Below are 12,053 nucleotides of genomic sequence, written 5' to 3' on the forward strand. Positions count from 1 at the left end.
GTGTCCTTCTCCTTAACCTAACATCAAAGCCAGACGCACAGCGACTTCGCTCTGCGCCAGCGTTTCTTGTTCACCACTGCGCAGGTCCTTGACGACCACCTGCTCGGCTGCGACTTCGTTCTCGCCCAGGATCAAGGCAACGCGCGCGCCCCATTTATCCGCACGAGTGATCTGCTTCTTAAAGTTACCGCCGCCGTAGTTGGTCATCAGTTTCAACTGCGGCGCGGCATCGCGCACGCGTTCTGCCAACTGCATCGCCGCACTCTGCGTACCGGCACCGGAAGAGATCACGTACACGTCAATGGTCGCCGGAGCTTTAAACTCTGGGTTAACCGCCTGAACCAGCAGCACCAAACGCTCCAGGCCCATCGCGAAACCGACCGCCGGCGTTGCACGCCCGCCCAGTTGCTCGACCAGACCGTCATAACGGCCACCGGCGCACACCGTCCCCTGAGCGCCCAGACTGGTGGTCACCCATTCGAATACCGTGCGGTTGTAATAGTCCAGACCGCGCACCAGGCGTTCATTGATGGTATATGGGATACCTGCCTGCGCCAAAAGTTCACACAGACCTTCGAAGTGGGCTTTGGATTCTTCATCCAGATACTCGGACAGGCGCGGCGCATCGTTCAACAACGCTTGCACTTCCGGGTTTTTGGAGTCCAGCACGCGCAGCGGGTTGCTGTACATGCGGCGTTTGCAATCTTCGTCCAGCTTGTCTTGATGTTGTTCCAGGAACGCCACCAAAGCATCGCGGTAATTCGCGCGAGCTTCCAGTGAGCCGATGGAGTTCAGCTCCAGCTTAACGTGCTCGGCGATGCCCAGCGCTTTCCACCAGCGAGCGCTCAGTAAGATCAGCTCGGCGTCGATATCCGGGCCCTGCAGGCCAAACACCTCGGCACCCAGTTGGTGGAATTGACGGTAGCGGCCTTTTTGCGGGCGCTCGTAGCGGAACATCGGACCGACGTACCAAAGACGCTGCTCCTGATTGTACAGCAGACCATGTTCGATGCCGGCGCGAACGCAACCAGCGGTCCCTTCCGGACGCAGCGTCAGGCTTTCGCCGTTGCGGTCGTCGAAGGTATACATCTCTTTTTCTACGACGTCGGTCACTTCGCCGATCGCGCGTTTGAATAACGGGGTCTGCTCTACAATCGGCAAGCGGATTTCGCTGTAACCGTAGCCGCTCAGCACCTGCTTGAGGATGCCTTCAATACGCTGCCATAATGCCGTTTCTTCCGGCAGGTAGTCGTTCATGCCGCGAATGGCTTGAATGTTCTTTGCCACGTGAGTTCTCTGTCCGTTGTCTATAAAAATGAACCCGATTATAGGGACTTTGCCGTCCCGTATTCAACGCGAATGCAGAGTTCTGCTCCCGGGTTCATAAACAAGCGGGCTAAAAAGCCCGCCGTATCGGTATAATGCTTATTTTTCCAGCAGGTTGACCGAGATGCGATTGCTCTCATCCATCATCGACGCCTTGGCGCGGATCTTGGCTTCCAGTTGGTCAATCATCTGCTCATTGTCAAAACGCTCTCTCTGGCGCACGCCGTCTTCGTAGAACCCGCTCTTTTTATGGCCGCCGGTAACGCCCAGAGTGGATACCAGCGCTTCGCCCGGCCCATTGACCACGCAGCCGATAATCGAAATATCCATCGGCGTAATGATGTCTTCCAGGCGCTGTTCCAGCGCATTCACCGTACCGATAACGTCAAACTCCTGACGTGAACAGGTTGGGCAGGCGATGAAGTTAATGCCGCGGGCGCGGATGCGCAGAGATTTCAGAATGTCGAAACCAACCTTCACTTCTTCCACCGGATCGGCCGCCAACGAGATACGCAGGGTATCACCGATGCCTTCCGACAGCAGCAGACCCAGGCCAATCGCCGACTTCACTGAACCACTGCGCGCGCCACCGGCTTCGGTGATTCCCAGGTGCAGTGGTTGATCGATTCGGGCCGCCAACAGGCGATAGGATTGCACTGCCAGGAACACATCGGAGGCCTTGACGCTGACTTTGAACTGGTCGAAGTTGAGGCGATCGAGGATATCAACGTGACGCATGGCGGATTCGAGCAGGGCTTCCGGCGTAGGTTCACCGTACTTTTCCTGGATGTCTTTTTCCAGCGAGCCACCGTTCACCCCAATGCGGATCGGGATGTTTTTATCGCGTGCGCAGTCCACAACTGAACGGATACGCGACTCGTTGCCGATATTGCCCGGGTTGATGCGCAGGCAGTCTACGCCGTATTCAGCCACCTGCAGCGCAATGCGGTAATCGAAGTGGATATCGGCGACCAGCGGCACGTTAACCTGTTGCTTGATCAGCTTGAATGCCTCGGCGGCATCCATGGTGGGGACTGAAACGCGGACGATATCGACGCCGACGCGCTCCAGCGCTTTAATCTGATTGACCGTGGCTTCGACATCGGTAGTACGGGTGTTAGTCATCGACTGCACGGCAATCGGCGCACCATCACCAATAGGCACATTGCCGACGTAAATTCGCGTTGATTTTCGACGGATGATGGGCGATTGGTTATGCATTACTTACTCTCCATTGTTGCTCTGACTTAACGACAATGGCCGCGCAATTACTGCGCGGCAACGGTCAGACGAGCAACACGGTTTGACTTAACAAACCGGCTTAAATCAACCGGCTTACCTTGATATTGAATCTGTACTGCGGCCGGTGCGCCAATGGTCAGTTTATAGGGCGCGGTGCCCGCCAGGCTCAGCTTGCCGCCGCTCTTCTGGCTGCCGCTGTACAACGTTTTGCCGCTGGCGTCGGTGACCTGCAACCAGCAGTCGGCGGTGAAGTTCATCACCAGCGCGTTAGGATCAACCGCCGGTGCAGCGACACCCGCATCCGCCGTCGGCAACGGTGCTGTTGGCGCCGCAGGCGTGGTCTCAGGCAGCGTGGTTTGGCTTGGTGAAACCACCGCAGGCTGCTGCGCGGTTGCACTGCCGGTCACGGCCGGAGTCTGTGATTGCTGTGCTGCTGCGCCCGCACCGGTGTCAACCGGCGTGGAGCCATTGTCGGCCAAAGGAGCACTGTTGTCGGCATTGCTGTCGGTCAACGGCACGGATTGGCCTTCATTGTTCTGTGAAAGCTGGGCAGAAGATTGATCGGCCATCGTGGCGATCTCTTCCTGCTGGGCCTTGTGGTTTTGCCACCACCAGGCACCGGTCAAGCCAACCACCACGAACACGATCAGCCAGGTGAAGCTCATCAGCCAGCCGTCGCGTTTTTTGCGACGCTTGCCCAGAGAGAAGCTCTGCATCGGCGCCACTTTCGCGACCTTCAACGGCGCCTGCTTGGCCAGCATCGGCAGCAGTTCATCCTCTGGTAAACGTACCAGCTTGGCATAAGAACGGATATAACCACGCACGAAGGTTGAAGCCAGATCTGCGGACAGATTGTCTTCTTCGATATCGCGCACGGTAGACATTTTGAGGCACAGGCGTTCTGCAACGGCCTGTTGACTCAACCCGAGTTGTTCACGGGCCTGACGCAGACGTTCGCCTGTCGTCATTGATACGGTTTTATCTTGGGAGGCTTCAGTATTCATTAGCTAAGAACTGCTGGTACTGTTTGGATTGTGGAAAACTTCGCGATAACTGCTTGCCATAACGTTGCACGCTATCTTGGCGCCCGGCTAACGCGGCGAAACGAATCTGTAACCATAAGCTGTCGGCGCTGGCCGGCAGAACATGTTGATAACTATCCAATAAAAGTTGCGACTGTGCGCGCTTCCCTTCTCCAAATTGCTTTTCTGCCTCCACCAACAGTGGAGTGCCCTTGTCCGGATCGACCTTCAATGCACGGGTTAACAAAATACGTGCTTCGTCGTTTTGTCCGGCTTTGAGAAAACAGTAACCTGCGTTTTCCAGGCTGTCGGCAACCTGACCGTAATCCGGTGCTACTGCCGCAGCGCTAAACTGCTGTTGTGCCGGTACATACTGCCCTAAACTGCAAAGAAACGCACCGTAATTATTCAGCACCGTGCCATTGTTCGGCGCAAGTTTGAGCGCCTGCTGATAACGCTGTTCGGCTGCGCCGTTCTCGCCCGTCCTCTGCTCAACGAGCGCCATGCCCAATTGGGTACGGTAATCCTGTGGGGCGGCGTCCGCCGCTTTCTCCAGATTCTGACGCGCGGCGTTTAAATCGCCCTGCTGCAGATATTCCAGACCCAGTTGCAACCGCGTCTGACCGGCTTCAGACAGCGCGTTTTTTTCTTCCGGCGCTGAACCGGAACAACCGGCCAGTAACCCGGCCGCCAGCAACGTGCCCCACAGAATCAGCTTCATGCCTGCATTCGTTTCCTTGTCTGATGTTACCTTGACGTCTTTTCACATAACAGACTGTAAGATAACAAAAATCATGCTATAGGATTCAGACCGCACGCACGGTGATAGGTTCCCCGGCCATTTTCTTTTTCAGGGTACGCTTGGTACGGTCGATCACTTCACCCGCCAGTTGCCCGCAGGCGGCATCGATATCGTCACCACGGGTTTTACGAACAATAGTCGTAAAGCCGTATTCCATCAACACTTTGGAAAAACGATCCACGCGGCTGTTGGAGCTGCGGCCGTAAGGTGCGCCCGGGAAGGGGTTCCATGGGATCAGGTTGATCTTGCATGGCGTGTGCTTGAGGACTTCCGCCAGTTGGTGCGCGTCGTCAGTGCTGTCGTTGATATGATCCAGCATCACGTACTCGACCGTCACCCTGCCCTGATTGGCGTTGGATTTTTCCAGGTAGCGGCGTACCGCAGCCAGGAAGGTCTCAATGTTGTATTTGCGGTTGATCGGCACGATGTCATCGCGGATCTTGTCGTTCGGCGCATGCAGCGAGATCGCCAGCGCGACGTCGATCATATCACCCAGCTTGTCCAGCGCAGGCACTACGCCCGAAGTCGACAGGGTCACGCGGCGTTTTGACAGGCCAAAACCGAAATCATCCAGCATGATCTCCATTGCCGGTACCACGTTGGTCAGGTTGAGCAAGGGCTCACCCATGCCCATCATCACCACGTTGGTGATCGGGCGCTCGCCGGTGACTTTCAGTGCACCGATGATTTTCGCCGCACGCCACACCTGGCCGATGATTTCCGACACGCGCAGGTTGCGGTTAAAGCCTTGCTGAGCGGTCGAACAGAATTTGCATTCCAGCGCGCAACCCACCTGGGAAGAGACGCACAGGGTCGCACGGTCGCCGTCCGGGATATACACGGTTTCGACCTGCTGATCGCCCACCTTGATAGCCCATTTAATGGTGCCGTCGGCTGAGCGTTGTTCTTCCGCCACTTCTGGCGCACGGATCTCGGCGACGCTCTGCAATTTATTGCGCAGGACCTTGTTGATATCGGTCATCTGCTCGAAATCGTCGCAGCAATAGTGATACATCCACTTCATCACCTGATCGGCGCGGAAGGGTTTCTCGCCCATTTTGGCAAAGAACTCACGCAATTGCTGACGGTTCAGATCCAGCAGGTTAATTTTGGCCACAGCCGGTTTTTCCGCGTTAACGGATTGAGTAGTCAGCGAATTATTTTCAGACACGATGTGCTCAGACGTGATGGGTTCTAACATAATTGATCTCTGGCCTCGTTGTTACACTTTACGGCGCGAAAGAGTGGAAAGTAAGTGCGTCGCTCAGCCCGTATAAATCGGGCGACGGCGCTAAAAGCGCGCCCCTGACAAGATGACTCATCAGGGGCGCGGCATTGTACAAATTTTAGTAGTAGCTTTCTACGTCTGAAAGGCATTCAGGGCATTTTTATTGTTTCAGCCGGTGAATGCCGTGTTCGAGTAGGGGCGCTGCATGCTGCGCCCGTGCCAATCGGGGCGAATATATTCGCCTCCTACAGCTTGAAAAGCAGCGGGGAAATTAACGCGGGCAGATTTCGCTTTCGTTGAAGAAGTAAGCGATTTCGCGCTGAGCGGATTCTACTGCGTCAGAACCGTGTACGGCGTTGGCAGTGAAGCTGTCCGCGTAGTCAGCACGCAGAGTGCCGGCCAGTGCGTTGTCCGGGTTGGTGGCGCCCATGATGTCACGGTTGCGCTGTACTGCGTTTTCCGCTTCCAGAACCTGAACCACGATTGGGCCAGAGGTCATGAATTCAACCAGACCATCGAAGAATGGGCGGCCTTTGTGCTCAGCGTAGAAGCCTTCGGCTTGTTCGCGAGTCAGACGCAGCATTTTGGATGCGATGATTTTGAAACCGGCACGCTCAAAGCGAGCATAGATTGCGCCGATGTCGTTGTTAGCTACAGCGTTTGGTTTAATGATGGAAAAGGTACGTTCTACGGTCATGATGGCCTCTGTATAACTTCCAAAACAGGCCGGTCTGAAAACAGGGTGCCGGCCCTCTCAAGTGGCGCAGATTATATGTGCGCTGTTAACGCTTGCCTACGGGAAAATCAACATTTCATTAAAAAATTATTATCCTGATTCTTCACTTTGCGGCCCAGAGCACAGGTTGGACGAACTCACACGGACCGAGTCTCAAAACGCGCAGCGCTTACCGACCCTTCCCTGCTTCACAACGAACTGCCATGCCGATCACAGTGCGCGACAGCCCAGGTTGAGTTTGTGACTATATTCTTTTAAAACAAAAAGATAATAAAAATCATCCAGACTTGGCCCCGCCAACTTCGGCAGCCGCAAAACCAGCAGGAAATGATATGGCCACCATGAAAGACGTTGCCCGACGCGCAGGCGTTTCCACCGCCACCGTCAGCAGGGTGATCAACAGCACCGCTTATGTTGAACCCGTTACTCGCGAACGCGTTGAAAAAGCCATGCGCGAGTTTAACTATCACCGAAATGCCGCCGCGCTGGCGCTGGCGAAACGCAGCGGCAATATGCTGGGGTTGCTGACCGGTAACCTCGACGATCCGTTTTTTTCGCGACTGGCCCGAGGCGTGGAAGATATCACGCGGAAAGGCGGCGTAAAATTGATGGTCTGTAGCGGTGGTCATCAGGCCGAACTGGAGAAAAACGGCCTGGATTTCCTGATTAATCAGGGGTGCGAATCGATCGTTGCCCACGTCACCCGCATGAGCGATGCCGAGATTTTGCGCTATGCCGCCCATACTCCAGCGATGGTGGTGATCAACCGCTATTTGCCCGCCATCGCCAATCGCTGCATCTGGCTGGACAACGTAAGCGCTTCTCAGGCTGCCACCCGGATGCTCATCGAGCGCGGGCACCGCAATATTGCCTGCATCACCACAGATTTGCCGATCGATGACCGCAAGCAGCGTCTTGAGGGCTATCGAACCGCGATGGCCGAAGCCGGGATTGCGGTGCCGGGTGACTGGATCATCAGCGTCCCCTTCAATGAGCAAGGGGGCGAAGCGGCGGCAGAGAAAATCCTCGCCAGTAAGCAGGCTTTTACCGCCGCACTAACATTCAACGACGTCATGGCCGCCGGCATGATGCGCACCTTTCGCCAGCGGCGGATGAACCTGCCCGAAGATATCTCGATTGTCGGCTTCGATGACATAGCTCTGGCAAAATACCTCCACCCGCCGTTGACCACCGTGCATTATCCGATTGAGAAAATGGCCCGTCGCGCGGCCAATTTGGCGCTGCAACTCAATTCAGGCACCGCCGTTACGCCGCAGAACAATCGATTTTCCGCAGAGCTGATCCTGCGGGACTCGGTGGCCTTTCTGGAAAAAAATCCCCCGATTGAAGAAAACAAGGCCGTTAAGTGAGAGATCACTCACATATCGCGCCTTCATGTAACCGATTACATCGCCAATGGCCCGTGCTCACACCTCATTCACTGCAAATTCATTAGGCTTGCGTCACTTCCCCATCCTTAACCGGAGTTGTAAATGAATGACAAAAAGAAGCTCAACCTGGGGTTAGCGATGCTCCCCATTGTGGCCATGCTGTTGCTGCTTATCATAGGCTACGGCCAGCTGGGTCTGCGGATCGAACCGCTGCTGCTGGCATCCGCCGGCATCGCCGCTGCGCTGGCCTACTGGCAGGGTTACCGCTGGGACGACATCATTGATTCCATCGTCGCCAAGCTGGCCAAAGCCATGCCGGTGATTATGATATTGATTTGCGTAGGCGGGCTGATCGGCACCTGGATGTTCAGCGGCACCATTCCCTATATGGTGTACTGGGGCCTGAAGCTGATCAGTCCTCAATATATCCTGATCGCCGCATTCTTCATTACCAGCGTGATCTCGGTTTGCACTGGCACCTCCTGGGGCGCGGCAGGCACCGTCGGCGTCGCGCTGATGGGCGTAGCCGCCGGGCTGGATGTGCCACTGGCCGCCGCGGCCGGCGCCGTCGTTTCCGGGGCCTATTTTGGCGACAAGATCTCCCCACTGTCCGATTCCACCAATTTCGCGGCGATCGTCGCGGAGACCGACCTTTACAGCCATATTCAGCACCTGATGTATACAACGATCCCAAGCTTCATTCTGGCGGCGGTGGTGTATCTGATCGCCGGACATACCGGCGCGGTCGGCAGCGCGGCTACACCGGAAAAAGTCATCGAGATCGTGACGGCGCTCGAGGGCCTTTATCACTTCAACCTGTTATTAATCCTGCCCCCGGTGCTGGTGCTGTGGGGTGCGGTGACCAAACGCCCGGTGATCCCGGTCATGTTGGCTGCCTGTGTCCTGGCTATCGCCATCGGCGTGCTCCTGCAGGGGTTCAGTCTGCAGCAAGGCTTAAATGCGCTGATGGACGGTTTTAACCTTTCGATGTTTGCCACTCAAGGGCACGGCATCAACGGTATCGTCGACGATGTGCCTCGTCTGCTCAACCGGGGCGGTATGTTTTCGATGATGAGCACCATCTTGCTGGTCTTCTGCGCCTTTTCCTTCGCGGGCGCATTAACCCTGACCGGTGCATTGACCGTCATCATTAATCGACTGCTGAAAGTGGTTCACACTACCGGCCAGTTAATCGCCGCAACGGTAGCTACCACCATTCTGGTTACCGGCGCCACCAGCGACGGCAAATTGGCGCTGCTGATCCCCGCCGAACTCTTCAAAGGCGCCTACCGCCGCATGGGCCTGGACAATAAAAACCTGTCGCGGACCGTAGAAGATGCAGGCACCGTCATCGAACCGTTAATCCCGTGGACCGCCGCAGGCATTTATATGGCGACCACCCTGGGGGTCAGCACGCTGGATTTGCTGCCCTGGGCCATCCAATGCTACGCCGCCGTGGTATTCGCCCTGATTTACGGGTTTACCGGGTTCGGGATCGCCAAGATACAGCCACAGCAAGATTTACAGCGTAAGGAAGCCTGACGTGAAACAAACCGATTTTAATCAGATCATCAACCGCCACCACACCGGCTCGGTGAAATGGGACTTTATCGACCGCTATCTGCAACTCGATGAAACCGACCTGCTGCCGATGTGGGTGTCCGATTTTGACTTCCAGTGTCCGCTGGAAGTCCGGCAGGCGCTGCATCAGCGCGTTGAACACGGCATATTCGGTTACAGCGAACGCGATGACCAGTATTACCAGGCGGTGATGGACTGGTTCTCGAAACGGCACCAGTTGCCTTTGCAGCGGGAGTGGTTCACCTCCATCGAAGGCGTGGTTCCCGGTCTGGCGATCCTGATCCAACTGCTTAGCCAGCCCGGAGATCCGATCGTGATCCAGGGGCCTTACTACGGATCTTTTGCCAAGATCGTCACCATGAACGGCAGAGAGGTGCTCGAAAATCCTTTAGTCGCCGGCCCGCAAGGCTATCAATTCGACTTCGATCATCTGGAGGCCTGTTTTGAGCAACGCAAGCCGCCGTTGCTGTTGCTGTGCAATCCCCATAACCCAACGGGCCGGTGCTGGACCCGCGACGAACTGACGCAGTTGATGACGCTGTGCAGCCGCTATGGCGTAACGGTTATCTCCGATGAAATCTGGGCCGATCTGCTGCTGCCCGGCGAGACCTTCACCTCCGTGCTGCATCTGGACGAAACCTGGCATGACCAGGTGATTTCTGCGACCTCCGCCAGCAAGAGCTTCGGCCTGTCGTCACTGCGCATCTCAAACTTCCTGATCCCCAACGCTCACACCCGGAATGCGTTTGTCGAACGCCTCAATGCCCATGGGTTGGATGTCTTCAATGCGCTGTCGATGACCGCCGCCACGGCTGCCTATCAGCAAGGGGAACCCTGGCTTGATACTTTACAACAGCATCTGGCAGACAACCGGCGCTGGTTTGAACAGGCATTAGCCTATGCCGCGCCCTGGTGCAAAATGACCCGGGCCGAAGGCACCTATCTTGCCTGGCTGGATTGTCGCGCTTTGGGCCTGGATGATAATGCGCTTCAACAGGCTCTGATCCACCAGTCAAAAATTGCCGCGTCGATGGGCATCAGCTTTGGCGAACAGGGAAAAGGGTTTATCCGCCTCAATCTCGGCTGCCCTCGTCAATATCTTGAAAGCGCCATTGCAGGGCTTGCGCGATTAAAACCCTGAGCAACAATTACAGATAATGGAAGGCCCCTGACGGGGTCTTTTTTTGAATAATATCTGGCGGAAATGGTTGAACGAATTTACCGCAACCTGACGGTATAGCTTTGAAATTAAAGCTTCTGTTAGACTGCGGATGGGCGCTTGAAGCTTTCTGCTTCAGGCCCTGGGTGGGAAGCAGAAAGAAGAAAGCCCCAAACTGACTCTTAATCAGAATGAGGCTTCACCATACTGCATCAACACCAGCATGGTAGCCTCTTAACCGCAGAAATGCAACGGAGGGCTGACATGTCGCGAAAACTGTTTTTACCAGGTTTTACAGTAGGTTGTGTAACATTTCTGGTATTCATCTGGCTTATACGTGGTTCAGTTTGCGAGCTCACGTTTAAACAGGGAAATACGGAGGTAGCGGCAGTGTTGTCCTGTAACGTTAAACGTTAAATGGCAACCTGAAGGCGGGGTTCGCCCCGCCTGTTTTGGTGTCACGCAGTGGTTTTCCAGCGCCCATTGTTGTATCCGGCCAGCCTTTCGAGGCTGGCCGCTCTCTTCAGCCAACGGTCGCAAAAACAGGACTACTGGGTTTTGTCGGTCGAAGGAATGATGTTACGCAGCCAACTGCCCCAGCGGCGCTGGTAGAAGGGTTGGGTATGGGTGATCAGGTAATGGCTGACCCCACGTTCCTTTTCCGAGACCAGACAAAAATCTACCGGCTCGTCGTTGGGCGCCGTTTCGCTGGCCACGCTTCCGGCCTCGTTGATCAGCGCTTCGATCTCCGCCTGCTCACCGTCCACCTCCAGTCCGACCAGCAGATTAGGCTTTTCGTCGACCGCCTGATCGTGCATCAGCGCCAGGAATGCGCGGCGCACCGGCTTGCGCTGGCTGAACAACGTGGTCAAGGCATCGACCATCGCCGACGGGTATTCCTCCGGCTGACCTAACAGGATCTGGGTATCCTTGTCGATATAACGTTCCGCCGGTTTGGCTACACCACCGGTGGCCAGCAGCATCGCCACTTCTTCAGGATAAAACTCTTTGCCGTACTCGGCCTTAGGGTTGAGGAACAGATCCGCCCCCTGAGTGATTTCGAACAATACCCGCGCCGGCATGGCGATAAACGGCTGTTCGTCTTCAACGGCCTTTTGCAGCGCTTCCACCGAGCTAAAAAACGGAATGATGCTGCCGCCGCCCTGTTTTTCCCAGTGCTGAATATTCACCGGCGTATCGGCGTTCAGCGTGATGTCACCGCCATGCTGCACCTGTTCGCTGTCACCGAGGATCAACACCGTCGCGTCGAGCAACTCACGGAAAAACGCCGGACGATGGGCCGGCTCGGTTACCGCCAGCTTCAGCAGGCGTTCAAGTTCGTTTTCGCCTGTGGCGGTATCGTGATGGTGAGAACTCATGACAAACTCCAGCAATCAAATAACGGGGCCCAGCATGCTGGGCCCCGAGGGTAAACGACATTTTATACCCTATAGCTTTCATTTTGCAGCCAGGCGTCCAGCTCGCTCATCCCCAGGTATTGTAGGGGCGCCGCATGCTGCGCCCGCATTAATCGGGCGAATTTATTCGCCCCCTACAGTAACTGGA

General features: G+C 55.9%; 11 protein-coding genes. 4 read left to right on the forward strand and 7 right to left on the reverse strand.

Annotated features, from left to right (window positions below):
* Positions 1–12: 12 nt before the first annotated feature.
* The 6 genes from hisS to ndk all read right to left on the reverse strand — a co-directional run bounded on the left by hisS (position 13) and on the right by ndk (position 6,317).
* Positions 13–1,287: a histidine--tRNA ligase gene (gene hisS, locus LQ945_RS07465; protein ID WP_261279858.1), complete on the reverse strand. Its 1,275-nt coding sequence runs from the start codon at positions 1,285–1,287 to the stop codon at positions 13–15.
* Between the two features lie 138 nt (positions 1,288–1,425).
* Positions 1,426–2,547, reverse strand: coding sequence for a flavodoxin-dependent (E)-4-hydroxy-3-methylbut-2-enyl-diphosphate synthase (gene ispG, locus LQ945_RS07470; RefSeq protein WP_270102618.1), 1,122 nt, complete (start codon positions 2,545–2,547; stop codon positions 1,426–1,428).
* A 47-nt stretch (positions 2,548–2,594) separates the two neighbouring features.
* On the reverse strand, positions 2,595–3,572 hold the full coding sequence (gene rodZ / locus LQ945_RS07475) for a cytoskeleton protein RodZ (protein WP_116689961.1): 978 nt from the start codon (positions 3,570–3,572) through the stop codon (positions 2,595–2,597).
* Positions 3,562–4,311 (reverse strand): type IV pilus biogenesis/stability protein PilW, encoded by a 750-nt coding sequence (pilW, locus tag LQ945_RS07480; RefSeq protein WP_262241877.1) that lies wholly within the window; start codon positions 4,309–4,311, stop codon positions 3,562–3,564. Before pilW ends, rodZ begins: the two co-directional genes overlap by 11 nt.
* Before the next feature lie 85 nt (positions 4,312–4,396).
* Positions 4,397–5,593 carry a bifunctional tRNA (adenosine(37)-C2)-methyltransferase TrmG/ribosomal RNA large subunit methyltransferase RlmN gene (locus LQ945_RS07485; RefSeq protein ID WP_270102619.1) on the reverse strand — a complete coding sequence of 399 codons (1,197 nt, stop codon included), beginning with the start codon at positions 5,591–5,593 and terminating at the stop codon, positions 4,397–4,399.
* Between the two features lie 298 nt (positions 5,594–5,891).
* Positions 5,892–6,317, reverse strand: a complete 426-nt coding sequence (gene ndk / locus LQ945_RS07490) for a nucleoside-diphosphate kinase (protein WP_004952077.1) — start codon at positions 6,315–6,317, stop codon at positions 5,892–5,894.
* 371 nt (positions 6,318–6,688) lie between these two features.
* Here ndk and LQ945_RS07495 point away from each other — a divergent pair, with 371 nt between their 5' ends.
* The 4 genes from LQ945_RS07495 (at position 6,689) to LQ945_RS07510 (ending at position 10,904) form a co-directional block, all read left to right on the forward strand.
* Entirely contained in the window at positions 6,689–7,726 is a 1,038-nt protein-coding gene (locus LQ945_RS07495; protein WP_270102620.1) for a LacI family DNA-binding transcriptional regulator, read from the forward strand.
* Between the two features lie 123 nt (positions 7,727–7,849).
* A complete protein-coding gene (nhaC, locus tag LQ945_RS07500) occupies positions 7,850–9,289 on the forward strand; it encodes a Na+/H+ antiporter NhaC (protein ID WP_270102621.1) in 1,440 nt (479 codons plus the stop codon).
* Between the two features lies 1 nt (position 9,290).
* The gene (locus LQ945_RS07505; protein ID WP_270102622.1) at positions 9,291–10,469 is read left to right on the forward strand and encodes a MalY/PatB family protein; all 1,179 of its coding nucleotides are present in this window, start codon (positions 9,291–9,293) and stop codon (positions 10,467–10,469) included.
* A gap of 282 nt (positions 10,470–10,751) precedes the next feature.
* Positions 10,752–10,904 carry a Hok/Gef family protein gene (locus LQ945_RS07510; RefSeq protein WP_112363250.1) on the forward strand — a complete coding sequence of 51 codons (153 nt, stop codon included), beginning with the start codon at positions 10,752–10,754 and terminating at the stop codon, positions 10,902–10,904.
* A 131-nt stretch (positions 10,905–11,035) separates the two neighbouring features.
* Here LQ945_RS07510 and sseB read toward each other — a convergent pair whose 3' ends face one another.
* Entirely contained in the window at positions 11,036–11,866 is an 831-nt protein-coding gene (sseB, locus tag LQ945_RS07515) for an enhanced serine sensitivity protein SseB (RefSeq protein ID WP_270102623.1), read from the reverse strand.
* Between the last annotated feature and the right edge of the window lie 187 nt (positions 11,867–12,053).

The sequence above is a fragment of the Serratia liquefaciens genome, assembly GCF_027594825.1.
In the GTDB taxonomy this organism is placed as follows: Bacteria; Pseudomonadota; Gammaproteobacteria; order Enterobacterales; family Enterobacteriaceae; genus Serratia; species Serratia liquefaciens_A.

Coding starts and splice junctions, on each gene's coding strand:
- ispG (WP_270102618.1), bottom strand. CDS start 2,547: ATGCATAACCAATCGCCCATCATCCGTCGAAAATCAACGCGAATTTAC.
- rodZ (WP_116689961.1), bottom strand. CDS start 3,572: ATGAATACTGAAGCCTCCCAAGATAAAACCGTATCAATGACGACAGGC.
- pilW (WP_262241877.1), bottom strand. CDS start 4,311: ATGAAGCTGATTCTGTGGGGCACGTTGCTGGCGGCCGGGTTACTGGCC.
- LQ945_RS07485 (WP_270102619.1), bottom strand. CDS start 5,593: ATGTTAGAACCCATCACGTCTGAGCACATCGTGTCTGAAAATAATTCG.
- ndk (WP_004952077.1), bottom strand. CDS start 6,317: ATGACCGTAGAACGTACCTTTTCCATCATTAAACCAAACGCTGTAGCT.
- LQ945_RS07495 (WP_270102620.1), top strand. CDS start 6,689: ATGGCCACCATGAAAGACGTTGCCCGACGCGCAGGCGTTTCCACCGCC.
- nhaC (WP_270102621.1), top strand. CDS start 7,850: ATGAATGACAAAAAGAAGCTCAACCTGGGGTTAGCGATGCTCCCCATT.
- LQ945_RS07510 (WP_112363250.1), top strand. CDS start 10,752: ATGTCGCGAAAACTGTTTTTACCAGGTTTTACAGTAGGTTGTGTAACA.
- sseB (WP_270102623.1), bottom strand. CDS start 11,866: ATGAGTTCTCACCATCACGATACCGCCACAGGCGAAAACGAACTTGAA.